At 65.9% G+C, this 24,889-nt stretch carries 22 protein-coding genes; 8 read left to right on the top strand and 14 right to left on the bottom strand.

Going from position 1 to position 24,889, the window contains the following annotated elements:
- Positions 1 to 189 precede the first annotated feature (189 nt).
- The 4 genes from AC1DBX_RS03075 to AC1DBX_RS03090 are packed head-to-tail and all read left to right on the top strand — an operon-like array spanning position 190 to position 3,431.
- The gene (locus AC1DBX_RS03075) at positions 190 to 945 is read left to right on the top strand and encodes an amino acid ABC transporter ATP-binding protein (protein WP_028275678.1); all 756 of its coding nucleotides are present in this window, start codon (positions 190 to 192) and stop codon (positions 943 to 945) included.
- Positions 946 to 1,003: 58 nt separating this feature from the next.
- A complete protein-coding gene (locus AC1DBX_RS03080) occupies positions 1,004 to 1,888 on the top strand; it encodes a glutamate ABC transporter substrate-binding protein (RefSeq protein WP_243180934.1) in 885 nt (294 codons plus the stop codon).
- A gap of 59 nt (positions 1,889 to 1,947) precedes the next feature.
- Positions 1,948 to 2,598: an amino acid ABC transporter permease gene (locus AC1DBX_RS03085; protein ID WP_223913898.1), complete on the top strand. Its 651-nt coding sequence runs from the start codon at positions 1,948 to 1,950 to the stop codon at positions 2,596 to 2,598.
- Positions 2,595 to 3,431, top strand: coding sequence for an amino acid ABC transporter permease (locus tag AC1DBX_RS03090; protein ID WP_223913897.1), 837 nt, complete (start codon positions 2,595 to 2,597; stop codon positions 3,429 to 3,431). Before AC1DBX_RS03085 ends, AC1DBX_RS03090 begins: the two co-directional genes overlap by 4 nt.
- Before the next feature lie 107 nt (positions 3,432 to 3,538).
- Here the strand turns inward: AC1DBX_RS03090 and dapE are convergent, their stop codons facing one another.
- The gene (gene dapE, locus AC1DBX_RS03095; protein ID WP_476931164.1) at positions 3,539 to 4,636 is read right to left on the bottom strand and encodes a succinyl-diaminopimelate desuccinylase; all 1,098 of its coding nucleotides are present in this window, start codon (positions 4,634 to 4,636) and stop codon (positions 3,539 to 3,541) included.
- 209 nt (positions 4,637 to 4,845) lie between these two features.
- Between dapE and dapD the strand changes: the two genes are divergently transcribed.
- Positions 4,846 to 5,868, top strand: coding sequence for a 2,3,4,5-tetrahydropyridine-2,6-dicarboxylate N-succinyltransferase (gene dapD, locus AC1DBX_RS03100; protein ID WP_476931056.1), 1,023 nt, complete (start codon positions 4,846 to 4,848; stop codon positions 5,866 to 5,868).
- A 111-nt stretch (positions 5,869 to 5,979) separates the two neighbouring features.
- A complete protein-coding gene (locus tag AC1DBX_RS03105; RefSeq protein WP_476931057.1) occupies positions 5,980 to 6,831 on the top strand; it encodes a hypothetical protein in 852 nt (283 codons plus the stop codon).
- 79 nt (positions 6,832 to 6,910) lie between these two features.
- On the opposite strand, the gene AC1DBX_RS03110 is transcribed toward AC1DBX_RS03105, so the two are convergent.
- From AC1DBX_RS03110 to fdxA, 5 genes are all read right to left on the bottom strand, one after another.
- A complete protein-coding gene (locus AC1DBX_RS03110) occupies positions 6,911 to 7,522 on the bottom strand; it encodes a hypothetical protein (RefSeq protein ID WP_028275685.1) in 612 nt (203 codons plus the stop codon).
- Positions 7,523 to 7,569: 47 nt separating this feature from the next.
- Positions 7,570 to 8,241 carry a TetR/AcrR family transcriptional regulator gene (locus AC1DBX_RS03115; RefSeq protein ID WP_476931058.1) on the bottom strand — a complete coding sequence of 224 codons (672 nt, stop codon included), beginning with the start codon at positions 8,239 to 8,241 and terminating at the stop codon, positions 7,570 to 7,572.
- A 180-nt stretch (positions 8,242 to 8,421) separates the two neighbouring features.
- Entirely contained in the window at positions 8,422 to 9,705 is a 1,284-nt protein-coding gene (locus tag AC1DBX_RS03120) for a citrate synthase (protein WP_028275687.1), read from the bottom strand.
- A gap of 228 nt (positions 9,706 to 9,933) precedes the next feature.
- Positions 9,934 to 11,082 carry a succinyldiaminopimelate transaminase gene (gene dapC / locus AC1DBX_RS03125; RefSeq protein WP_476931059.1) on the bottom strand — a complete coding sequence of 383 codons (1,149 nt, stop codon included), beginning with the start codon at positions 11,080 to 11,082 and terminating at the stop codon, positions 9,934 to 9,936.
- A gap of 12 nt (positions 11,083 to 11,094) precedes the next feature.
- Positions 11,095 to 11,421 carry a ferredoxin gene (gene fdxA / locus AC1DBX_RS03130; RefSeq protein ID WP_028275689.1) on the bottom strand — a complete coding sequence of 109 codons (327 nt, stop codon included), beginning with the start codon at positions 11,419 to 11,421 and terminating at the stop codon, positions 11,095 to 11,097.
- Positions 11,422 to 11,571: 150 nt separating this feature from the next.
- Here fdxA and AC1DBX_RS03135 point away from each other — a divergent pair, with 150 nt between their 5' ends.
- A complete protein-coding gene (locus AC1DBX_RS03135) occupies positions 11,572 to 11,820 on the top strand; it encodes a putative acetyltransferase (RefSeq protein ID WP_476858928.1) in 249 nt (82 codons plus the stop codon).
- Between the two features lie 553 nt (positions 11,821 to 12,373).
- Here the strand turns inward: AC1DBX_RS03135 and AC1DBX_RS03140 are convergent.
- The 3 genes from AC1DBX_RS03140 to typA form a co-directional block, all read right to left on the bottom strand.
- A complete protein-coding gene (locus tag AC1DBX_RS03140; protein ID WP_476931060.1) occupies positions 12,374 to 13,183 on the bottom strand; it encodes a type IV toxin-antitoxin system AbiEi family antitoxin domain-containing protein in 810 nt (269 codons plus the stop codon).
- Positions 13,184 to 13,410: 227 nt separating this feature from the next.
- Complete coding sequence (locus AC1DBX_RS03145; RefSeq protein ID WP_476931061.1) at positions 13,411 to 13,797, bottom strand: hypothetical protein; 387 nt, start codon at positions 13,795 to 13,797, stop codon at positions 13,411 to 13,413.
- A 27-nt stretch (positions 13,798 to 13,824) separates the two neighbouring features.
- Positions 13,825 to 15,753, bottom strand: coding sequence for a translational GTPase TypA (typA, locus tag AC1DBX_RS03150; protein WP_079550304.1), 1,929 nt, complete (start codon positions 15,751 to 15,753; stop codon positions 13,825 to 13,827).
- Positions 15,754 to 16,035: 282 nt separating this feature from the next.
- Between typA and AC1DBX_RS03155 the strand changes: the two genes are divergently transcribed.
- The gene (locus AC1DBX_RS03155; protein WP_476931062.1) at positions 16,036 to 16,968 is read left to right on the top strand and encodes an SGNH/GDSL hydrolase family protein; all 933 of its coding nucleotides are present in this window, start codon (positions 16,036 to 16,038) and stop codon (positions 16,966 to 16,968) included.
- 217 nt (positions 16,969 to 17,185) lie between these two features.
- Here the strand turns inward: AC1DBX_RS03155 and AC1DBX_RS03160 are convergent, their stop codons facing one another.
- The 5 genes from AC1DBX_RS03160 to AC1DBX_RS03180 all read right to left on the bottom strand — a co-directional run bounded on the left by AC1DBX_RS03160 (position 17,186) and on the right by AC1DBX_RS03180 (position 24,832).
- Complete coding sequence (locus AC1DBX_RS03160) at positions 17,186 to 18,907, bottom strand: ABC transporter ATP-binding protein (RefSeq protein ID WP_476858931.1); 1,722 nt, start codon at positions 18,905 to 18,907, stop codon at positions 17,186 to 17,188.
- Between the two features lie 11 nt (positions 18,908 to 18,918).
- Entirely contained in the window at positions 18,919 to 19,917 is a 999-nt protein-coding gene (locus AC1DBX_RS03165) for an ABC transporter permease (RefSeq protein WP_230007110.1), read from the bottom strand.
- Entirely contained in the window at positions 19,907 to 20,836 is a 930-nt protein-coding gene (locus AC1DBX_RS03170; RefSeq protein ID WP_230007109.1) for an ABC transporter permease, read from the bottom strand. The genes AC1DBX_RS03165 and AC1DBX_RS03170 overlap by 11 nt, the downstream gene beginning before the upstream one ends.
- A gap of 223 nt (positions 20,837 to 21,059) precedes the next feature.
- On the bottom strand, positions 21,060 to 22,700 hold the full coding sequence (locus tag AC1DBX_RS03175) for a peptide ABC transporter substrate-binding protein (protein ID WP_476850340.1): 1,641 nt from the start codon (positions 22,698 to 22,700) through the stop codon (positions 21,060 to 21,062).
- Positions 22,701 to 23,005: 305 nt separating this feature from the next.
- On the bottom strand, positions 23,006 to 24,832 hold the full coding sequence (locus AC1DBX_RS03180) for an ABC transporter ATP-binding protein (protein WP_476931063.1): 1,827 nt from the start codon (positions 24,830 to 24,832) through the stop codon (positions 23,006 to 23,008).
- Positions 24,833 to 24,889: the final 57 nt, after the last annotated feature.

Here is a 24,889-nt window from a genome sequence, read left to right on the forward strand (position 1 = left end):
GCCGCCGCCGCGTCGGCGCGTCGGCGCCGCACGGCCGCAGCCGCCTGCCGAGGCCGTATGCCGAGGTCAACGGCGAATGTCCGACGCAGTCCAACAAGGGGCCTGACGTGCAGGTATCTCTTGAATCACGATCTGCACCAAAATGAGTGATTGCCGTCATATCTGGTCAATCTTCGCTAGATTCGTACTATGACTACTCAAGTGCCCGGCGATGCCCTCGTCTCCCTGAAGGCCGTGAACAAGCATTACGGCCAGCTGCACGTCCTGAAGGACATCAACCTGAACGTCCGCAAGGGTGAAGTTGTTGTTGTCATCGGCCCCTCGGGTTCCGGCAAGTCGACGCTCTGCCGCGCCATCAACCGCCTCGAGACCATCGACGACGGCGACATCAAGATCGATGGCAAGGAACTGCCCGAGGAGGGCAAGGAACTGGCCAAGCTGCGCGCCGACGTCGGCATGGTCTTCCAGTCGTTCAATCTGTTCGCCCACAAGACCATTCTGGAAAACGTCACCCTCGGCCCCATCAAGGTCAAGGGCGTTGCCAAGTCCGAAGCCGACAAGGACGCCATGGCCCTCCTGGAGCGGGTCGGCGTCGGGCATCAGGCCCCCAAACTTCCGGCCCAGCTCTCCGGCGGCCAACAGCAGCGCGTTGCCATCGCCCGTGCCCTAGCCATGAAGCCCAAGGTGATGCTCTTCGATGAGCCCACCTCTGCCCTCGACCCGGAAATGATCAACGAGGTCCTGGACGTCATGGTCCAGCTCGCCAAAGAAGGCATGACCATGATCGTGGTCACCCACGAGATGGGCTTCGCCCGCAAGGCGGCCGACCGCGTCGTGTTCATGGCCGACGGCCAGATCGTTGAGGACGCGACCCCCGAGGAATTCTTCAACAACCCCAAGAGCAGCCGGGCCAAGGATTTCCTGTCCAAGCTGCTGACACACTGACCGACTACGTTTTCGCACCCTGGCTGCCGGACGGCGGCCGCCCAATGAAAGGAATGTCATGATGGCATTTTTGACCCGAAGGAAATCCCTTCTGGTTGCCGCTTCCGCAGCACTGGCACTCAGCCTGAGCGCCTGTGGCGGCAGCTCCTCCACGACCACCAACCCGCCCGTAGCCGAGAAGCCGAGCTTTCCCGCCGATTCCACCATGGCCAAGCTTTCCTCCGCGGGCAAGATCACCATCGGCACCAAGTTCGACCAGCCGCTCTTCGGCCAGAAGGGCCTCGACGGCAAGCCCGTCGGCTTCGACGTCGAAATCGGCAAGCTGATGGCTGCCAAGCTGGGCATTCCCGCCGACAAGATCGAGTGGGTCGAAACTGTCTCCGCCAACCGCGAGCAGTTCCTCAAGCAGGGCAAGGTGGACATGATCGTCGCCACCTACACCATCAATGACAAGCGCAAGGCCGAAGTCGACTTCGCCGGACCGTACTACGAGGCCGGACAGGCGCTCATGGTGAACAAGGACAACAACTCCATCACCAAGCCCGAAGACGTCAAGGGCAAGAACGTCTGCTCCGTGACCGGCTCCACGCCAGCCTCGACGATCGTGGAGAAGTACGGAGCCGTCCTGGTTCCGGCCGCGACCTACTCAGCCTGCCTGGAACCGCTGCGGAACCACCAGGTTGAAGCCGTCACCACCGACAACGTCATCCTGGCCGGTTTCGTGTCCAAGGAACCGGACGCCTTCAAGCTGGCATCGGATCAGACCTTCACCAAGGAGCCCTACGGCATCGGCCTGAAGAAGGACGACACCGCCTTCCGCACGTGGGTCAATGACCAACTGGAGGCCTCCGACAAGGACGGGTCCTACAAGAAGGCCTGGGAAGACACGGCCGGCACCGTCATCAAGACCACGCCCGCGCTTCCCACGATCGACCGCTACTAACCGGCAGCCGCCACTCCCGTCTTTCGCCTGGAACCCCCTCAACGCAGCTGAAGGAACTTATGGACGTCATTATTGAAAACCTCCCCCAGTATTGGGACGGTTTTCTCCGAACCCTTTTCCTGTCCCTGGTCTCGGGGATTATCGCCTTGGTCTTCGGCACCATCCTGGCTGCCGCCCGTGTCTCGCCCGTCGCCGCGCTGCGTGGCTTCAGCATGACGTACGTCGAGATCGTCCGGAACACCCCGCTGACCATCGCGTTCTTCTTCGCCGCAGTGGTTCTGCCCCGCCTCGGCGTTACGTTCCAGCAGTTCGAGGTCGCCGCCATCATCGCCCTGAGCGCCTACACCTCGGCCTTCATTGCCGAGGCCGTGCGCTCCGGCGTCAACAGCGTCCCGGTGGGCCAGGCGGAGGCCGCCCGCAGCATCGGCATGCAGTTCACCCAGGTGCTCTCGCTGATCATCCTGCCGCAGGCCCTGCGCACCGTGATCCCGCCGTTGATCAACATTCTGATTGCCCTGGTCAAGAACTCTTCTGTGGCCGGCGCGTTCTATGTGCTGGAACTCTTCGGCCAGGGCAAGCAACTGGCCAATGCCAACGGCGACGCCGTCATGTGGGTCCTGGTCGGCATCGCATTCTTCTACCTGCTGATAACCATCCCGCTTGGCTTCCTCGCCAGCGTCGTTGAACGAAAGGTGGCGATCGCACGATGAGCTCTGTTCTCTATGACGTCCCCGGCCCCAAAGCCCGACGGGTCTCGCTGATCGGCTCCATCATCGGCGTGATCGTGATCGGCGGCCTCCTCGTCCTGGCAGTCGTGACCCTCGCCCAGCAGGGAATCTTCGACCCCAAACGCTGGGCGGTCTTCCAGCTTCCCGAGGTCTGGGCCCTGATCGCCGCCGGCATCGGCGCCACGCTGGCCGCCGCGGCCGTGTCGGCCGTGATTGCCTTCCCGCTGGGCCTGCTCCTGTGCCTGATGCGCATCTCGGACAACGCCTGGATCAGGGTGCCCACCCGGATCGTGCTGGAATTCCTGCGCGGCATGCCCGTCGTGCTCATGATGCTGTTCGTGCTGCTCGTCTTTGCCACCAGCTCGTTCATCGCCGTCGTGGCCGGCCTTGTCCTTTACAACTCGGCGATTTTCGCCGAGATCATCCGCGCCGGCGTCCAGTCGCTGCCCAAGGGCCAGCGTGAGGCCGGCCTGGCGATCGGCCTGACGAGCTTCCAGTGCCGGCTGACCATCGAGCTGCCGCAGGCCATCCGGCGCATGCTGCCGTCCCTGGTCGCGCAGCTCGTGGTGCTGCTGAAGGACACGTCGCTCGGCTACATCGTCGCCTACGGCGAGCTGCTCCGGGCCGTGCAGGTCATGGCTGACTTCCTGGGTCCGCAGTACCTGTTCCCGGTGTTCTTCGTGGCCGCGGCCATCTACATCGCGATCGACCTGGCGGTCTCCCGCCTGGCCATCTGGCTCGAACGCCGCGGCTCCAAGCGCGCCGCCGGCGGCGTGGCGCACGTGCCGGTCGCCGGTATTCCGGCCGCCAAGTAAGCCGTCCCACCCACAAAGGGTCCGGAACCTCACGGAGGTTCCGGACCCTTTGTGCGTTACGCCTTGTTTCCCGGTCGTTGTGTCCTGGCGTTGGTTCCTGGGCTTTGCTAGGCGCTCAGCCAGGTCCGCAGCGCCCGCAGGCATTCGCGGATGGCGTCCGCCTCGACGTGCTCATTGTCCTTGTGCGCCAGCAGAGCATCGCCGGGTCCAAAGTTCACCGCGGGGATGCCCAGTTCACTGAAGCGTGCGACGTCGGTCCAGCCGTACTTGGGCTTCGGCTCCGCGCCGACGGCGGCGACGAAGGACGCCGCCGCGGGGTGGTGCAGGCCCGGCCTCGCGCCGGCCGCGCTGTCGGTGCGCATGACGTCGAAACCGTCCAGCAGTTCGCGCACGACGGCCTCGGCTCCGTCCGGGGTCTTGTCCGGCGCGAAGCGGTAGTTGATTTCCACGACGCATTTGTCCGGAATGACGTTCCCGGCCGTGCCGCCGTGGATCTTCACGGCGTTGAGGCTTTCGCGGTAGTCCAGGCCGTCAACCGTCACGGTCTGCGGCTCATACGCCGCCAGCCGGGCCAGGATCGGGGCCGCGGCGTGGATGGCATTGCTGCCCATCCAGGCCCGGGCCGAGTGGGCCGCCTCGCCGTTCGTGGTCACTTCGAAGCGGCTGGTGCCGTTGCAGCCGCCCTCCACCGTCCCGTCGGTCGGCTCGAGCAGGATCGCGAAGTCCCCGCCGAGCAGGGAGCCGTGATTGCGCACCAGACGGCCCAGGCCGCTCTTTACGGCCTCGACCTCCTCGTGGTCGTAGAAGACGAACGTGACGTCCTTGCCTGGTTCCGCCCCGCCGTCGAACATGGTGGCCGCCAGCGCCAGCTGCACGGCGACGCCGCCCTTCATGTCAGTGGCGCCGCGGCCGTAGAGGATCCCCTCTCCAGGGGCCCCGGAGGGCCAGTACGCCGGCACGGTCCCCAGCGAGCCCTCTGTGGTGGGCAACGGCACGGTGTCCAGGTGGCCGGCCAGGATGACGCGCTCGGCCCGGCCCAGGTTGGTGCGGGCGATGATCGAATCGCCGTCGCGGACCAGCTCCAGCTGCGGCAGCTGGCGGAGGGCATGTTCCAGGGCGTCGGCCAGGACCCCCTCGTTGCCGGAGACGCTGTTGATGTCGATCAGGGCGGCCGTGAGCAGGGCGACGTCCTGGCGGAGGTCCAGATGGACCGGTGTGCGGACAGGGACGCTGGCGGTGGCACTGGCAGGGGTGCGCGGGTTCGTGGGGGTCACCGTTCCACCTTATCTGTTTGCCTCCCCGTCCCACCTGAGTCGCTGCAGGGGCCGTTTCCAGGCGTCAAGTGGCCCTGCAGCGTGTCAATCGGGTTGTCATGAGTTTCAGCGCCCGACGGGCCTCTCGTTAGACTTGGGCCATGACTGAAACTGCTGCTTCCGCTGTGCCCGCCGACGCTCGTTCCGACGCCCGCTCTGCCTATGGCTACGGGGTGGCCACCGTGTCCACCCGCAACGGTGACGCCACCGTGCTGGACGTGTGGTTTCCGGCGCCCGCGCTCGGAGTCGCCGCGGAGCACCAGCGTGACGTGAAGAACGCGGACCAGTCGCTGATCGACATCGCCGCCAGCGGCATTGACCCGGACCGGGGCACAGAGCAGATCGTTGTCTTCGCCCAGATCAACCTGGATGCGGCACCCGCGGACACGGCGGACGCCTACCTTCGCCTGCACCTGCTCTCCCACCGGCTCGTCCAGCCCAACACCATCAACCTTGACGGCATCTTCGGCAAGCTTCCCAACGTGGTGTGGACCAACTTCGGCCCCGCAGCCGTGGAGGACTTCGAGCTGACCCGGGCGCGCCTGCGCAAGCGCGGCGCCGTCACGGTGTTCGGCGTGGACAAGTTCCCGCGCATGGTGGACTACGTCGTTCCCTCCGGCGTCCGGATCGCCGACGCCGACCGGGTCCGGCTCGGTGCGCACCTGGCCGAAGGCACCACGGTCATGCACGAGGGCTTCGTGAACTTCAATGCCGGAACCCTGGGTACCTCCATGGTCGAGGGCCGGATCTCGGCCGGCGTCATCACCGGCGACGGGTCCGACGTCGGCGGCGGGGCCTCGATCATGGGAACCCTCTCCGGCGGCGGCAAGGAAAAGATCTCCCTCGGCGAGCGGGTCCTCCTCGGCGCCAATTCCGGCGTGGGCATCAGCATCGGTGACGACTCGGTAGTGGAGGCAGGCCTCTACGTCACCGCCGGCACCCGTGTGCGCGTGATCGGCCCCAAGGACGCCGACGGCGAAGACACCAGCCGGATCGTCAAGGCCGTGGACCTTTCCGGCGTTCCGAACCTGCTCTTCCGCCGCAATTCCACCACTGGTGAGGTTGAGGTCCTCCCCCGCAAGGGCCAGACGGTGGAGCTCAACGAGGCCCTGCACGCCAACTGACCGCACCGGCTGGTACGGTATGGCGGGCGGCGAAAACCGCGCTGGCGGGGCCGACCCGCCCCGACGAAAAAGCCGATGACGCAGCCCGCAGGGGCCTGAGGGAGTATTTTCGTGGCACGACGAGGGAGCTGGCGGCGCCGGATTGTCCTTCTGCTGACCCTGGCGATGGTCGCGGGCGGCATCTACACCGCGGTGACGTTCCTGCAACGGTCGGAGACCTTGATCACCGAACGCTGCACGGCCACGGGAAGCGGCGGCGATGACCTCTCCACCGACCAGGCGGCCAACGCCTCCCTCATCACCGCCGTCGCGGTCCGGCGGGGACTTCCGGCCCGGGCCGCCAGCATCGCGCTGGCCACCTCGATGCAGGAATCCAAACTGCGCAACATCGGCCACGGCGACCAGGCCGGTCCCGACTCCCGCGGACTGTTCCAGCAGCGGCCGTCCCAGGGCTGGGGCACCACGGCGCAGGTGATGGACCCGTACCACGCCAGCAATGCGTTCTACGATGCCCTCGTCAAGGTTTCCGGGTACGAGTCGCTCGATATCACCGTGGCCGCCCAGCGCGTCCAGCGCTCGGCGTACCCGGAGGCCTACGCCCAGCATGAGGTGATGGCCCGCGCCTTCGCCTCCGCCCTGAGCGGGCAGACGCCCGCAGGCCTGGACTGCTCGCTGCGCTCCCCCGACGCCGCCGGGAATCCTGCCGCCGTCACCGCAGGGCTGACCGCTGCACTCGGGGACGTGACGGCGTCCACCGACGGCCGGACCCTGCTCGTCGAGGCCGAAGGAACCCAGGCCTGGGCTGTGGGCCAGTGGGCCGTGGCCAACGCCAAGGAGCTCGAAATCACCAGCGTGGAGGTCGAGGGCCGCGCCTGGAACCGGCAGTCCCGCGACGGCTGGCAGCCGGCCCAAGTCCCGGCCGGCCAGGTCAGGGTTACCGTCGCAGACGCCCCCGGCACCTGACCGCTACGGGGGTCAGCTGGCAGCGGGGTCAGTTGCCAGCGGGTCAGTTGCCAGCGGGGTCAGCCGTCACCGGGCGGGCTCAGACGAGGAGATCGACCACCGGCTGCACGTAGCTGCGGAACAGCTCCGGCTGGGACAACAGCTCGTGGCTCATGATGATCTTGTCGGGCTCGAGATACCAGGCCCGCGGCTCCGCAAGCGGGAGCTCGATGATCGTCAGGCCGAAATCCTTTGAAGCCCGTCCCACGTCAAGCAGGCGGTCCTCCACCATGTCGGCCAGCAGCTCGTTGTTGCCGTTGGCTTCGCGCTCCGCTTCGAGGGTTCCGTATTCGGCGAGGCGTTCCCGGGCCCACGTCAAAGCGGCCCCGAAGTGGGCCTGCAGCACGCGCCGGAGGGCCGGCGAATTGCTGAACGCACGGAAGCCCGGAGGGGAGAGCTCGGGGGACATTTCCGGGTGGTCTTTCAGCAGCTGTTCCCACCAGGCCTCCCATTCGGTCTTGAGCGCAGCCGGGCCGCCAACCTCGGCGATCAGGTGGGAGTGGTCCGAGGCGCGGATCTTCGGTGCCGCATGGCAGAGCGCCGGGTGTCCCGCGGTGTCCAAGCCGGCGGCGTCACGAACGTAGAGGGCAATGAGCATGGGACCAGAAGTATCCATCGTGATCCGCCAGCCTGGTCCGCCGGTGTGGTGCATCCAATTGCCTCCTTGGCAAGACGTACGATCTCAGTCTATTCCTGTTGTTATGAGGCGTTAACGGCTGGCTGCCCGGCCGCCAGCCGTCGGTTCAGGCCCGCCAGGTGGGCTTCGAGCACATCCTTGCACATCACGGCCGTCATCCACTCGGGCTGCAGGAGGGCGTGCATCGTCAGGCCGTCCAGGACTGCCAGCAGCAGTTCCGCTTCGGTGACGAGCACCTGCTGGTCGAGGCCGGCCGCGTGGTCGGCGTCAACGCCTTCAGCCTCGGCCAGGCCCAGGATGAGCCCGCCCACGACGGCGGCCACCGCCCGGTGGCTGCGGTCGGCCTCGGCGGCCAGGAACGGCCTTGTCCGGGCGGCATTCTTGAAGGCCATCCAGACGCAGGCATCAACCGCCCGTTCCTCGTCCAGCGGAAGAAACTCACCCAGCAGTGCCAGGACGGCCGCATGCTGCTCCCCCGACGCCGGCGGCGCATCGCCCATCCGGGAGTCCGCGTCGGTGAGGCGGCCGACGATTCGGTCCACCACCACGGCGAACGCGTGGGTCAACAGCTCGTCGCTGCTGGCGAAATAGTGCCGCACCGAGCCGACGGCCAGCTGCGCTTCATCAGCAACTTCCCGCAGCGAGGCCCGCTCGAGGCCATCCGTTGCGATGATCCTGAAGACTGCGTCAACTATTTCCTGGCGCCGGATGACGGCGTCGACAAATTTAGGCACTGGTCTTTTTTAGCACGTACGTGCCGCGGCCGCCCCGGGCCACACCGGTCCCGGCGGGGACGTGGCGCGGGTCACAGCGGCACAGTGCCCCCATAAGGACGACGCCGGCCGCGCACCTCAGCAAAAGGTGCGCGGCCGGCGTCGTACTGTCTATCACGCGCGCCGTGGCCGGCGGGCGGGCTACAGCGACGGGTAGTTGCGTTCCGGTTCGCCGACGTAGAGCTGGCGCGGGCGGCCGATCTTCGTATTGGGGTCGCTGATCATCTCGCGCCACTGGGCGATCCAGCCCGGCAGGCGCCCGATGGCGAACAGCACGGTGAACATCTTCTCCGGGAAACCCATGGCCTTGTAGATCAGGCCGGTGTAGAAGTCCACGTTGGGGTAGAGCTTGCGCTGGATGAAGTAGTCATCGCCCAGGGCTTTCTCTTCAAGGCGCATGGCGATGTCGAGGAGCTCGTCGTTTCCGCCGAGCTTGCTCAGGACCTCGTGGGCCGTGGCCTTGATGATCTTGGCACGCGGGTCGTAGTTCTTGTAGACGCGGTGCCCGAAGCCCATGAGGCGGACGCCGTCTTCCTTGTTCTTGACCTTCTCCATGTAGTCCTCGGGCTTGATGCCGTCGGCCTGGATCTGGCGCAGCATCTTCAGGACGGCCTCGTTGGCACCGCCGTGGGCGGGGCCGAAGAGGGCGTTGATGCCCGCGGAGACGGAGGCGAACAGGTTCGCGTTCGAGGAACCGACCAGGCGGACGGTCGACGTCGAACAGTTCTGCTCGTGGTCGGCGTGCAGGATCAGGAGCAGATCCAGGGCCTTGGCGATGACCGGGTCCACCTCGTACTGCTCGGCCGGCAGGCCAAAGCTCAGGCGCAGGAAGTTCTCCACCAGGTTCATCGAGTTGTCCGGGTACAGCATGGGCTGCCCGATCGACTTCTTGTGGGCGTAGGCGGCGATGACCGGCATCTTGGCCATGAGGCGGATGGTGGACACCTCCACCTGCTCGGCGTTGAACGGATCCAGCGAGTCCTGGTAGAACGTCGACAGCGCCGACACGGCCGAGGACAGCACCGGCATCGGGTGGGCGTCACGGGGGAAGCCGCTGAAGAAGCCCTTGAGCTCCTCGTGCAGCAGGGTGTGGTGGCGGATCCGCTGGTCGAAGGACTCCAGCTCGGTGGGGGTCGGCAGGTTGCCGTAGATCAGCAGGTAGGAGACTTCCAGGAAGCTCGAGTGCTGGGCCAGCTGCTCGATCGGGTAGCCGCGGTAGCGCAGGATGCCGGCGTCACCATCGATGTAGGTGATGGCCGAGGTGGTGGCCGCGGTGTTCATGAAACCGGGGTCGAAGGCGACGGCGCCGGTCTGCTTCAGCAGCTTGGAAACGTCGTAGCCTTCGTTCCCTTCTACAACCTTGATGCGCGGGAGTTCGAGTTCGCCGCCGGCATGGCGCAGGGTTGCGCTGGTGGTTTCAGTCATGGAGTCTCCTCATGAGGCATCGGGGCCTCTGTCGAAAGCTGGTCCAACATCTGGTGAAGCTGCCCGCGGATCCTGTGCGGACAGGATTTCCAAAGGCTGCGCTGCCTTCTTGTGGAAAGCCACCATTGATCGTCAGTTAAAAAGTACCTTCACTTCGCGGGTGGCACTAATCCGGGGGGCCCGCAAAACGCCAAAAACACGCCACATGTGGCACGCGTCACAGCATTGTTACGCTTCCGGGTCCAGCCGCGAGACGGCGGCGTCGATCCTTTCGTCGCTGGCGGTCAGCGCCACCCGGATGTACCCGTTGCCGGCGTCGCCGTAGAAGACCCCGGGGCCGACGACGATTCCGCGGTCCGCGAGCCGGCCCACGGTGTCCCACGTGGCCTCGCCGGCGGTGGCCCACAGATAAAGGCCCGCCCTCGATTCATGGATTCTCAGGCCGAAACCTTCGAGCGCGGGCACGATCCGTTCCCGCCGGCCCCGGTACAGGTCCTTCTGGGCCTGGACGTGGGCGTCGTCGCCGAGGGCCACGCGCATGGCTTCCTGGACCGGATAGGGCACAATCATCCCGGCGTGCTTGCGGCTGTTGACCAGGTTCGCCATGATCACCGGATCGCCGGCGACAAATGCCGCGCGGTAACCGGCCACGTTGGACTGTTTGCTCAGCGAATAGACGGCGAGCAGGCCATCGTGGGAGCCTTCTGCGACCTGCGGATCCAGGACGCTCGGGACCGGGGCGCCGCCACGCTGGAGGTCCCACTCCCCCCAGCCGAGTTCGGCGTAGCATTCATCGGACGCGACGACGGCGCCGAGCTCGCGGGCCTGCCGGACGATCCGCCGCAGCGACTCGATGTCCCGGACGCTGCCGGTGGGGTTGGCCGGCGAATTGACCCAGACCAGGCGCACGCGGGCCCGGGTGCCGGCGTCGAGCTCGTCAAGGTCGTCCGCGGCGACCTGCTCTGCACCGGCGAACGTGGCCCCGATGTCGTAGGTGGGGTACGCAACCGTGGGCCGGACGACGACGTCGCCCGGCTTCAGGCCGAGCAGGAACGGCAGCCACGCGACGAGTTCCTTGGAACCCACCGTTGGCATCACATTCTGCGGGTCGAGCCCGGGGACGCCGCGCCGGCGCGCAAACCAGCCGGCGATGGCTTCCCGCAGGGCCGGCGTCCCGTGCACCGTGGGATAGCCGGGGGCGTCCGCGGCGGCGCGCAGTGCGTCCTGGATGAGGGCCGGCGTCGCGTCCACCGGGGTTCCGATGGAAAGGTTGACGGCTCCTGCCGGGTGCCGGGCTGCCGTGGCGAGATACGGCGCCATGGCCTCCCACGGGTAATCGGGCAGGCTCAGGCCGAAGGTGCGCACCGCGGATGTCACCGTAGCGCCGTCCTAGTTCTCTTGGTTCTGCGGCGGCAGGGCGGCGATCATGGGGTGGTCGGTGTGGGTGTTCCCAACCTTCGCGGCGCCGCCCGGGGACCCGAGTTCGTCGAAGAACTCGACGTTGGCCTTGTAGTAGTCGGCCCATTCTTCTGGGGTGTCGTCCTCGTAGTAGATCGCCTCCACGGGGCAGACCGGCTCACAGGCACCGCAGTCCACGCACTCGTCGGGGTGGATGTACAGGGAACGCTCACCCTCGTAAATGCAATCGACGGGGCACTCCTCAATACATGCCTTGTCTTTGACATCTACACACGGCTGCGCGATTACGTACGTCACGTCCCTGGCCTCTCCACGTTGGTTCCGGCGACCGGCCGGATGATTTCCAGGCCCTGAGCCGGGCTGCTGACTTCTGAGCCTATTATCTCCCAGCCTGTTCCCGCGAACCTAGCCGGACGTCACACATGCTCCGCGTCTTACGATGTTCTGATGAGCTCGCCTTTGCCGTTGCCCCAGCAGTTTCTCTCCGCCGCCCCGCTCGGCACCCGCGTTGTGGTCCGGTACAGGATCGACGGCGGCCTGACGGATGCCCTCGGCGAGCTCGTGGATCGCGCCGACGGCGTATGCACCGTCCGCACCCGCCGCTCCGACGTCGTCATTGCACTCCCCCTTGTCGTGGCAGCCAAGGAAGTCCCGCCGCCCCCGCCGCGCCGCGCCCCGCGGATGCAGGAGCCCTGACGGGCGGTTCCGGGGTGGGCGCGTCGGTGGTGGTTGCGCCGAGGGGACATGCCCTCCGCCCCACCTGACCACTGGACATGCCCTCCCCTGCTGGCCAACCACGCACATGCCCAACCCCACCCCCGGCCACCAATGGACATGCCCTCCCCTGCTGGCCAACCACGCACATGCCCAGCCTCACCCCCGGCCACCAATGGACATGCCCTCCCCTGCTGGCCAACCACGCACATGCCCAGCCTCACCCCCGGCCACCAATGGACATGCCCTCCCCACCTGGCCAACCACGCACATGTCCAGCCCCACCTCCGGCCATCAATGGACATGTACTCCCCTTGCTGCTGGAGATGGACATTTCGGCGCCGTGCTCATCGCCGCCAGCCACCGCGGGACATGTCCAGCGGTAAACCAACAGAACAAGGGACATGTCCAGTGGTGCATCGAAAGAGCGCGGGACAATTTCAGCGGCGGCTGGGCGCGGTGCAGGATCAGAGTGCAGGACCACAGTGCCGAACCGCATCGCAAGGGCACACGAAGCCGGACGTGGAGTCTGACTCTAGGCGGCGGCAGATAGCCTGTTCAAGGCTTCGCGGACCATAGCGATGAAATCCTCGGGGTGGTCCCTCAGCAGCGGGTACGTCACAACAAGAGTCGGGATTCCACGTCGCGTGGTGACGTTCCAACGCCGCCGGTCTTCCTCGAAGCTTGCCCTGTCCATGTGGAATCCCGCCCCGTCAGTCTCGATGCCGAGACGGCCGTCGACCATCAGGTCCAGGTGTCCCATCCCTGGAACGTTGACCTGCGATTCAACATGGAAGCCGGCCCGCCGCAGCAGGAACCGGGCCAGGCACTCAATGAGCGACTGCGACTGCGGGACAATCTCCGACACGATCCGGCGCTCCCGGGTGTCGTTCCGGCCATCGAGGCGCCGACGCAATGAACCCAGCGGGAGTCCCTTCAGCACGACGGCGGATTCGGCGATGATCAGCCCGTGAGGTTCGGGTAGGCAGCGCAAGCATTGGATGACCGTGTCCAGGAGTGTCGGCGGGGCGGGCGCCCGGTGGCAGACGAAGCCCTGGTAGCTCCTGCTGTGGGTGAGGGCAACGTGCGGCTGGGCCGGGGCTTCAAGGACCCACAGCCCGCTGAAGTGTGCCGCGGTGATGCACGCCGGTTCCGCCGGAAGCGAGCGTATGGCGATCAGCTGCGCGTCTGCTCCGGGCAACGCATAGACGCCGCGGGCCACGCGTGACACGGCTCCCGAGTCCATCGCGGACTTGAGCTGGAAATCGGAGACCCCCGCGGCGGCAATGTATTTGGCGCGGGCGACGCCGTCGTAATTCGAGAGCACCTCGATGATGTTGGCCATTCACCCATGGTGGAGCCGCACTCTGCGCCCTGGAAGTCGGATCCCGCACTATGTGGAAAACTGCACCGGCCGGATGGGGGCGGTGCCGGACAGCTCCGACCATGAGGTGGGCATGTCCCGCGCACCAACCCGGGGCCGGACATAATGCCATTGTGCCCACTCGAGCGACCGAAAAATGGGCATGTCCCGTGGGGAGCCGGGCAGGGCGGTCCGGTCCTGGCCCGTCGTCACCGGTCCTGGCCGGCCGGCCTCCTGTAGCGCCGGCACCAGGCGAGCATGGCCACGGTGATGCCTGCGATGCCGAAGACCCAGATATTGCCCGCGGCGTCGCCGATGACCAGGCGCTTGCCCGTTTCCAGGGTGGACCACCAGCCAATCAGCGCGTAGCAGAGGACTCCGCAAGCCGCCGTCGGGATGACAGAACGGAATGCCGCCCCCAGCCACAGCTGGACCGAGCCCAGCAGCACGAGCGCAGCGACGGCGCCCCACGGGACGTCCACTCCGCCCAGGACCAGATCGTGGCGATGCAGGGCGGTGCCGGCCAGGGCAACAAAAAGAGCTGCCGGCACGGCGGCGGCAATGCCGCCTGCCGTACCGGCAGCTCTCTTAATCACGTTGTGGCTAAAGCCCGGAGACCGGGATCAGACCTTGGCGCGGGCGCGGTTGGCCTTGGCACGCTCGTTGGTGTCCAGGATGACCTTGCGGATACGGATTGAATCCGGGGTAACCTCAACGCACTCGTCTTCGCGGGCGAATTCGAGGGACTCTTCAAGGGTCAGGTCGCGCGGGGGCGTCAGGTTCTCGAAGGTGTCCGAGGAAGCTGCACGCATGTTGGTGAGCTTCTTTTCCTTCGTGATGTTCACGTCCATGTCGTCGGCGCGGGAGTTCTCGCCCACGATCATGCCCTCGTACACCTCGGAGGTGGGCTTGACGAAGAAGGATCCGCGTTCCTGCAGGTTGATCATGGCGAACGGGGTCACAACACCGGCGCGGTCGGCGATCATCGAACCGTTGGTGCGGTATTCGATGGGGCCGGCCCACGGCTCGTAGCCTTCGGAGATGGAGGCGGCGATGCCGGCGCCGCGGGTGTCCGTGAGGAACTTGGTGCGGAACCCGATCAGGCCGCGGGCCGGAACGATGAACTCCATGCGGCACCAGCCGGTGCCGTGGTTGGCCATGTTGGTCATGCGGCCCTTGCGGGCTGCCATCAGCTGGGTGACGGCGCCGAGGTACTCTTCGGGCACGTCGATGGTCATGTGTTCCATCGGCTCGTGGACCTTGCCGTCGACGGTCTTGGTAACCACCTGCGGCTTGCCGACGGTCAGCTCAAAGCCTTCGCGGCGCATCTGCTCGACCAGGATGGCCAGTGCAAGCTCGCCACGGCCCTGGACTTCCCAGGCGTCGGGACGCTCGGTGGGGAGAACCTTGATGGAGACGTTACCGATCAGTTCCTTGTCGAGGCGGTCCTTGACCTGGCGGGCCGTGACCTTGGCGCCCTTGACCTTGCCGGCCAGCGGGGAGGTGTTGATACCGATGGTCATGGAGATGGCCGGGTCGTCAACAGTGATCAGCGGCAGCGGCTGCGGGTTCTCGGCGTCGGTCAGGGTCTCACCGATGGTGATCTCCTCGATGCCGGCGACGGCGACGATCTCGCCCGGGCCAGCGGACTCAGCCGGGACGCGGTCCAGTGCCTTGGTCGCGAGAAGTTCGGTGATCTTGACGTTCTTGAGCTCGCCATTGGCGCGTGCCCAGGCCACGGTCTGGCCCTTGCGCAGGGTGCCGTTGTAGATGCGCAGCAGCGCCAGGCGGCCCAGGAACGGTGAGGCGTCCAGGTTGGTGACGTGTGCCTGCAGGACACCGTTCGGGTTGTAGGTCGGGGCCGGGATGTGCTCGATGATGGCCCGGAATAGCGGCTCGAGGTCTTCGTTTTCCGGGGCGCTCCCGTCGGCGGGCTGCTCGAGGGAGGCGCGGCCGACCTTGGCGGCGGCGTAAACAACCGGCACGTTCAGGATCTTGTCCAGGTCGAGGTCCGGAACTTCGTCGGCGAGGTCGGAGGCCAGGCCCAGGAGCAGGTCCATGGATTCGTGGACAACTTCTTCGATCCGCGCGTCGGGGCGGTCGGTCTTGTTGACCAGGAGGATCACCGGCAGGTGCGCGGCGAGGGCCTTACGCAGCACGAAGCGGGTCTGGGGCAGCGGGCCCTCAGAGGCATCGACGAGGAGGACGACGCCGTCGACCATGGACAGGCCGCGCTCCACCTCGCCACCGAAGTCGGCGTGGCCGGGGGTGTCGATGACGTTGATGGTGATGGTTTCGCCGTTGGAGGACGGTCCGTTGTAGGCCACCGTGGTGTTCTTGGCCAGGATGGTGATGCCCTTTTCGCGTTCCAAGTCACCGGAGTCCATGACGCGGTCTTCGAGGTGGTTGTGCTCGGCAAAGGAGTTGGTCTGCTTGAGCATGGCGTCGACCAGCGTGGTCTTGCCGTGGTCAACGTGGGCCACGATCGCGACGTTGCGCAGGTCACTGCGCGATGCAGTGGCTACCGCGGTGTTGGTGGTGGTTTCAGACATGCGTTATTGCTCGATTCAGTGGTGAAGTCAGCTGTGGTATCGCGACATTTCCAACCGGAACGCACGACAGATAAGTCCCTTTGGCACAGGGCACCTACTACCATTCTAAACGCTAGGTCATTTATTGGCCTAAAATGCGGATCGGTGACCAGCGTCCGCGCTGTCGCCAGAGCAGGACGGGCGCACGGAAATGGTCTATCACGTGTGAGTAAAGTCACTGGATTTTCCAGCGCCCATGCACCATCATTGCTCTGATAGCAGCAAGCAAGCCCGGAGACATTCATGCGAAACGCCTCGGCCCTGTCCCGCTTCGTCGCAATGATGATCGCCACCGGCGTGGTTCTTGGCGGCTGCGGACAGACCTCTTATTCACCTGCGCCCGACGCGGGCTCTTCCGAAGTGGGCTCTTCCGACGCTGGATCATCAGAGTCGGAAGCTGTGGGCACGCCACTGACCGGCAGCGGGGCCGGAGCGGCCGTTGGCGCCGGAGTCCCGGTCGCGGCCGGGTCCGCGGCCAAGACGCGCATCGGGTCCACCATCGACCCCGCCGCACTGCCGGGCGGCTCGACCTACCGCAATCCTGCCAACGGCCGCAACGAGATCATCGTCAAGGACACCAGCAATGTCGCCGTGCTGATTGGCGACTCGCAATCGGAACCTTCCTACGGCTGGCCCAGGCAGGGTCTGGCCGCTGCTGGGTACAAAATCTTCTTCTGTGGCCGGGGCGGCACCGGTTTCGTGGCGTCCAACGGCAAGACCGGCAACTACATCGACGCGCTTCAGCGCGGCGACTGGAAACTCCCGTACGGCACTCCTCCCCTCGTGGTGATCGAAGGCGGCGGGAACGATGCCGCACGCGGCGCCTCCGACGCGCAGATCGTCTCCAACGCGGAACGGCTGATCGCCAGCATCCAGCAGCGTTACCCCGCTGCCCGGATACTCATGGTCGGCACACTCGGGCGCGGCGCCCACTACGGCGGAGGACGCCGGAGCGATGTGGACGCGCTTTTGGGGCGGGTGGCGGACCATCACGGGCTGTCGTTCGTCAGCGCAGGCGATTGGCTCACCCGGTACAACCTGACGGGCTCGATGGCGGACCGGGTCCACCTGAACCGGCAGGGCCACGCGGCCCTGGGCGCCGTTTTCGGCCAGCGGCTGCAGTCCCTGGGGTTTGACTACGCCGACCCCGGCATGCTCGCCGGCTTATCCCACTAACGCAGGCTTGTCCCACCGGCGCAGGCACCGCCAGCGCCGGGCCACCGGCGCAGGCACCGCCAGCGGACGCGCCACCGGCGCAGGCACCGCCGGCGCACGGGCCACAGCACAACAAAGGAGCCGGTGTCCGCCCCGAAGGGAGGACACCGGCTCCTGTACTGCCAGCCGCTAAGCGCTGCTGGCGGCGGACTTCTTCAAGCCCTCAGGAAGCGGCCGCTCAGGCCACGTCCATTTCCGGCGGCAGCATGAGGCCGGCGCCGGGGATGGCGTTGAGCAGCGCCCGGGTGTAGTCCTGCTGCGGCGACTCGAAGACGTCGTCCGTCGAGCCTGTTTCCACCAGCTTGCCCTTCTCCATGACGCACACGCGGTCGGCGATCTGCCGGACCACCGCGAGGTCGTGGGTGATGAACAGGTAGGTCAGGCCGAGCCGGGACTGCAGTTCGGCGAGCAGGTTCAGCACCTGCGCCTGCACCAGCACATCCAGTGCCGAGACGGCCTCGTCGCAGATGATCACTTCGGGGTCCAGGGCCAGGGCGCGGGCGATCGCGACCCGCTGGCGCTGGCCGCCGGAGAGCTCGTTGGGGTACCGCTGCATGGTGGACTGCGGCAGCGCCACCTGGTCCAGCAGTTCCCGGACCTTCTTCTCGCGGCTGGCCTTGTCCCCGATCTTGTGGGTCCGCAGCGGTTCCTCGATGGTCCGGAAGATGTTGTACATCGGGTCCAGGGAACCGTACGGGTCCTGGAAGATCGGCTGTACCCGGCGCCTGAAGGCGAAGAGCTCCTTGCTGTTCAGCGTGGAGGTGTCCACGCCGTCGAAGATGATCTTGCCGGAGGTCGGCGTCAGGAGGTTCAGGACCATCTGCGCCACCGTGGACTTGCCGGAACCCGACTCCCCCACGATCGCCGTCGTGGTTCCCCGCTTGACGTTGAAGGAGATGTCGTCGACGGCGGTGAAGTCCGTGGACTTGCCCAGGCCAGAACGCAGCTTGAAGACCTTCCTGAGGTTCTGGATCTGCAGGACGTCGTCGGACTTGGCCGGCTCAACCACGCCGGTCTCGCTCGGGGCGAGCATGTCGTCGGTTTCCACACCGAGTTCCTTGGCCGCCTGGATGCGCCGGGACGCCAGCGACGGCGCCGAGGCGACCAGCCGCTGGGTGTACGGGTGCTGCGGGTTTTGCAGCAGCTCCAGCGAGGGTCCGGATTCGACAACCTGGCCGCGGTACATGACCACCACCTGATCGGCACGCTCGGCGGCGAGGCCGAGGTCGTGCGTGATCAGCAGCACCGCGGTGCCCAGTTCCGTGGTCATCTTGTCCAGGTGATCGAGGATCTGGCGCTGCACGGTCACGTCGAGCGCCGAGGTCGGCTCGTCCGCGATGAGCAGGCGCGGCTGGCAGGCGAGCCCGATCGCGATCAGCGCGCGCTGGCGCATGCCGCCGGAGAACTCGTGGGGGTACTGCTTGGCGCGGCTTCCGGCGTCGGGCAGCCCGGCCTGGGAAAGGACCTTGGCGACGTCGTCGGGGCCGCTCGGGAGTCCGTTGGCCTTCAGCGTCTCGCGGACCTGGTCGCCGATCTTCCACACCGGGTTCAGGTTGGACATCGGGTCCTGCGGGACCATTCCGATGCTGTTGCCGCGCAGTTCGATCATCCGCTTTTCGCTGGCGTTGGAGATGTCCTCGCCATCGAACAGGATCTGGCCTGCCGCGACCCGCCCGTTGCCCGGGAGCAGGCCGATAGCAGCCAGCGCGGTGGTGGACTTGCCGGAGCCCGACTCGCCCACAATCGCGACGGTTTCGCCCGGCATGACGGTGAGGTGGGCGTTGCGGACGGCGTTGACCTGGCCGTTGCTGGTGGTGAACCCGATGGCCAGGTCCTTGATTTCAAGCAGCGGGCGCTCAGTGGCGTACTCAGCTTCCTGGAAGTCAACAGAGGCGCTCATGGTGTCCCCTTTCATCGCTTGCGGGCTTTGGGATCGAGGGCATCACGCAGGGCATCGCCCAGCATGATGAAGCTCAGGACGGTGATGGACAGCGCGATGGCCGGGTAGATCAGTGGCATCGGGTTGGACCGGAGGGAAGCCTTTGCCGCGTCGATGTCATTGCCCCAGGACATGACGCTGGCCGGCAGCCCGATGCCGAGGAAGGACAGCGTGGACTCGGCCACGATGAACGTTCCCAGGGAGATGGTGGCCACGACGATGATCGGAGCCAGCGAGTTCGGCAGGACGTGGCGCATGAGGGCGCCGAACTTCGAGACGCCCAGCGACCGGGCGGCCGTGACGAAGTCGGCGTTCCGGACCTCAACGACGGCGCCGCGGGTGATGCGGGCAATCTGCGGCCAGCCGAAGATGATCAGGATGAGCACCAGCGTCCACACGGTCTTGTTAGCCCGGAACATCGGCAGCTGCATCAGCACGATCGCGCCCAGGATCAGGGGAAGGGCGAAGAAGATGTCATTGATGCGGGCCAGGACCGAGTCGATCCAGCCGCCGTAATAGCCGGCGACGGCACCCATGATGCCACCGATCAGCAGCACGCCGATGGTGGTCAACAGGCCCACGGTCACCGAGGACCGCGTACCGAAGATAACGCGGGCGTAGACGTCGCAGCCCAACTGGGTGAAGCCCAGCGGGTGGCCCGCGGCGGGGCCGGCGTCGGAGTTGGCCAGCTGGCAGGCCTCCGAGGTCGGGTCGATCGGCGAGAAGAGCCCCGGGAAGAGCGACACCGCCACGACCACGAGGATCAGGAACACGGAGATGATGAAGAGCGGCTGCTTGCGCAGGTTCTTCCAGGCCTCACCCCACAGGCTTAGCGGTGCGGCTTCGTCCTTGACCCGGTCCGTTACCTGGAGCGGAGTCTCGGAGACATCGGCCACGAAGTGCACGGTCCGGCGGGCCGGGCGGCGCGAATCGGCGTGCCGTGCGGTGGTGGTGGTGTTATCAGGAGTCATAACGGATCCTCGGGTCAAGCCAGCCGTAAAGCAGGTCAACGAGCAGGTTGGAGAGGCAGTAGATCAGCACCAGGACGGTGACGATCGAGACCACCGTGGGCCCTTCGCCGGACAGCACGGCCCGGTAGAGCCGGTTGCCTACGCCCGGAACGTTGAAGATTCCTTCCGTGACGATTGCCCCGCCCATCAAGGCACCGAGGTCGGCGCCCAGGAAGGTAATGACGGGAATCAGGGAGTTGCGCAGGATGTGGACGCGGACCACCTGGAACCGGGAGAGGCCCTTGGCGGTGGCGGTGCGCACATAGTCGGCGTTCATGTTTTCGATGACGGACGTGCGGGTCAGGCGCAGGACATAGGCGAACGATCCCAGTCCCAGCACGATCGCCGGCAGGATGAGGTCCGGGATGGTCGCCGCGGAGCTGACGGTCGGTTTGGCCCAGCCGAGCTGGACTCCGATGGTGAACTGCAGCAGGAAGCCGAGGACGAAGATCGGGATGCCGATTACGATCAGCGAAAAGATCAGGACCGTGGCGTCAAAGAGCTTGCCCTTGCGCAGGCCGGCGATGAGGCCGAAGATGATGCCGAAAAAGGCCTCGAAGATCAGCGCCATGATGGCCAGCCGCGCCGTGACGGGGAAGACCTCGCCGAGCACGGCGGCGATGGGGCGTCCGGAGAAGTCCTGGCCGAGGTCGAACGTGAAGATGCTCTTGAGGTAAAGCAGGTATTGCATCCAGAACGGCTGGTCCAGGTGGTACTGCATGCGCAGCTTGGCTGCGACCGCCTCGTTCACCGGCTTGTCGCCGAAAAGGGCCACGATGGGGTCACCGGGCAGGCTGAAGACCAGGAAATAGACCAGCAGTGTTGCGCCCAGGAAGACGGGAATCAGTTGCAGGAAACGCTTGAGGATGTATGTCGACATCAGCGAGTCACACCCTCGTTGGCAGGCATCCTGTCCAGGGATGCGGCGGAGTTGTTCATCAAAGAACCTTTTCACTATGGATGCAGGCCGGCGCCGGAATGCTCACGGCGGCAGGGCTGCGAAAAGTTCGCCCGAAAGAGCCGGGCATCAAGAAAATAAATGGAGGGGAAACACGACGACGGCGGAGGCCCCAGTATGGGCGGCCCCCGCCGTCGTTTTGTTGTTACTTACCGGTTACGTTGTAGTACAGCGGGACGCCGTCCCAGCCGTAGTCGACGTTGGTGACCTTGTCGCTCCAGCCGCCCTGGGCAACCTGGTACCACAGGGGGATGGCCGGCAGGTCCGTCAGGAGGATCTCCTGGGCCTTGTTCATGGCCTTGTTGCCGTCGCTGACCGACGCGGCGTTCAGGCCGTCAGAGATGGCCTTGTCGAACGTCGGGTTGGCGTAGTTGGCGTCGTTGGAGCCGGCACCGGTCTTGTAGATCGGGCCGAGGAAGTTGTACAGCGACGGGTAGTCTGCCTGCCAGCCGGCACGGATGGAGCCGGTGAGGGTCTTGGCGGTGGCGTCGTTGCGGGCTTCCTTGAAGGTGGCGTACGGCTTGCCTTCAACCTTGATGCCGAGCGTGTTCTTGAGCTGGTTGACTACTGCCTCAACCCAGGCCTTGTGTCCGCCCTTGTCGGCGTTGTAGGCAATGGTGAACGTCTTGTTCGCGTCCCACTTCTGGATGGCGTCAGCCTTGGCCCAGGCTTCCTTGGCCTTGTCGGCGTTGAAAGTCAGGTTCTCGGCTCCGGCGATCGAGTCGCTGTAGCCGTCAAGCACGGGTGCCGTGAAGTCCTTGGCGGGCTGGCGTGCGCCGTTGAAGATCACCTTGGTGATCTCTTCGCGGTTGATCGCCATGGAGATCGCCTGGCGGCGCAGCTTGCCGGCCTCGCCGCTCCATTCCGGCAGGTATTCCGGGATGGCGATGGTCTGGTTGCCGGCGTACGGCTTGTTGATGGTGCGGTCGCCGAGGTCAGACTTGAAGTTCTTCAGCGCGCTGGTCGGGATGGTCTGCAGGATGTCCAGGTTGTTGGACATCAGGTCCTGGTACGCCGAGTCGTCGTTCTGGTAGATCTTGAACGTCACGCCGGCGTTCTTGGCCTTGCGCGGGCCGTTGTAGTCCGGGTTCGGAACGAGCTGGATCTGCACGTTGTGCTGCCAGCCGCCGTCCGCGAGCTTGTACGGGCCGTTGCCGACCGGCTTCTCGCCGAAGCCCTTCGGGTCCTTCAGGGCACCGGAGGGAACCGGAACAAACGCGGTGTAGCCAAGGCGAAGCGGCCAGTCAGATTCCGGCTGCTTCAGTTCGACGGTGAACGTCTGGTCGTCAACGACCTTCAGGCCGGACATGGTCTCAACCGTGGAGCCCTCTGCGCTGGCTTCGTCGTAGCCCTTGATGCTTTCGAAGAAGCCACCGCTGAGCTGGGCGTTCTTGGCTGCGGCGCCGAAGTTCCAGGAATCGACGAAGGACTTGGCCGTGATGGCCTCGCCGTTCGTGAACTTCTGGTCCTTCTTGACCTTGATGGTGAAGTGCTGGCCGTCCTTGCCCTCGATGGACTCGGCGAGTTCGTTGACCGGCTTGCCGCTGGGGTCGTAGCTGACCAGACCCGCGAAGATCATGTCGATGACCTTGCCACCGCCGACTTCGTTGGTGTCGGCGGGCATGAGGGGACGCTGGGGTTCGGAGCCGTCGGCGAGGATCACTTTGCTGGTGTCGCCGCCGGTACTGCCGCTACCGGTTGCGGAGCCGCTGGCACCGCATCCGGTCAGGGCGAGGGCGGCGATAGCCACCATGCCCAGTGCTTTGGAAGTGCGCGAAAAACGCATTCCGCCTCCTATGAGTTGTGGGAGTTCGTGAGGGAAAAACTTATGCTTCCCCGTAAGCAGGCACAGGGGTATCCCCTGTGACGTGGCCTACATATGGAAGTAGCCTAGCCCTAAACCGTCCAAATATTGGAACTCTGTTGCCAAACCGTGATCCGACAATCTCATGACGAGTAACGTCAAGCGGAGTGTATTTCAAGTCACACGCTACCGGCTGGTAGTATTCGCCCGCGGTGTGACCTGGGTTACTCGCCCTTAACTGGAATCTGCCGGTTTTGGCCCCTGTTCCGACCCCCTCCAGGCAAGCCTCAGCTGGCCCCTGACAGCAGCTGCGCGCGCAGTTCGCGGCGCTCGCGCTGCTTGTCCGGATCCGGCAGCGGAACCGCCGCCAAAAGCCGCTGGGTGTAGGGCTCCTGGGGATTGCGGAGGATCTGGTCGCGGGTCCCCTGCTCCACGATCCGGCCGCGCTGCATGACACAGATCCGGTCCGCGAGCACGTCCACCACCGCGAGGTCATGGGTGACGAAGAGGCAGGCGAACCCCAGTTCCTTCTGCAGGTTCTGGAACAGATCGAGCACCTTGGCCTGGACTGAGACGTCGAGGGCGGAGGTGGGCTCGTCGGCGACCATCAGCTTGGGCTTGAGTGAGAGGGCCCGCGCGATCCCCACGCGCTGCTTCTGCCCGCCGGAGAGCTCGTGCGGGTAGCGGTTGCGGTAGTCGCGCGGCAGCTCGACCTGGTCCAGCAGCGCCTCAATCCGCCGCTGCAGGTCGGCGCCCTTCGCGGCCCGTGCCAGGAACATCGGCTCCCCGATGCTTTCCCCGATGGGCAGCCGGGGGTTCAGGGACGACGACGGATCCTGGAACACCATGCCGACATGCCGGCGCATCTCGTGGAGCTGCCGGCCGTTCCGCTTGGCGGCGGAAATGTCCTGCCCGACTACCCGCATGGTGCCTGCCGCCACCGGCAGCAGGCCGACGGCGGCCCGGCCGATGGTGGTCTTTCCGGAGCCGGACTCGCCGACGAGACCGACTACCTGTCCGGGATAGATGACCAGGTTGGCCCCTTCCACGGCACGGAAGGCCGGCACCCGGCCCTGCTTCGGGTACTCGATGGCGACATCGGTGAGCTCCAGGACCGGCTCGCCCTTCGGCTTGGCCGCTTCGGCCGCGGCCAGGGCGGCGGCGTTTTCGCGCTCTCGCCGGATCAGCTCGTCTTCAGGAATGGAGAAGATCTCGACGTGGGTCGCGGCGGCGAGGGCGGCGGTGACGTCCACGTCCGCCGTGGAATCCGCGCCGCCCTGGCCCAGGTGTGGGACCGCAGCCAGCAGCGCCTTGGTGTACTCGTGCTGCGGGTTGTGGAAGATCTGCGCTGCCGTGCCCGTCTCCACGATCAGGCCCTTGCGCATGACGGCGATCCGGTCGGCGAGGTCGGCCACCACTCCCATGTCGTGGGTGATGAGCACAATGGCGCTGTCCAGTTTGTTCCGCAGGTTGCGCATGAGGTCAAGGATTTCGGCCTGGACGGTCACGTCGAGGGCCGTGGTCGGCTCATCGGCAATGAGCAGCTTCGGGTCGCAGGAGAGCGACTGCGCGATCATGGCGCGCTGGCGCTGGCCGCCGGAAAGCTGGTGCGGGTAAGACCGGAAGGCCTTCTCCGGATCGGGCAGTTCGACAAGTTCCAGCATGCGCAGGGCCCGGAGCCGGGCTTCTTCCGGGGAAACTTCATTGTGCAGACGCACAGTTTCGACGATCTGCGACCCCACGGTGTACACCGGGTTCAGGGCCGTCATCGGCTCCTGGAAGATCACTGCGACGTCCTTGCCGCGCACCGCGCGGATATTGGCCTCATTGCTCCCCAGCAGCTCACGGCCGGCAAGCTTGACACTTCCTGTCACACGGCTGTTACTCGGCAGCAGGCCCAGCAGCGCCATCGAACTGGCACTCTTTCCGGAGCCGGACTCCCCCACGATGGCGAGCACTTCGCCGGCCCGGACCTCGTAGTTCAGGCCGATCGCTGCCGGGACCCATTTCTTGTCCACGCCGAAATCCACGCTGAGATCCCGGACCTCCAGGACAGGTTCGCCTTTGCCAGGCACAGGTGACGCCGGCGGATCGAGGGTGATGAAGTCAGTCATGATGGGCTATCCTTCCGCCCGGGCCGCCGGCGCACCGGGGATTAGTGCTGCGGCTCG

It is taken from the genome of Arthrobacter sp. 10N44_2, from assembly GCF_056394385.1.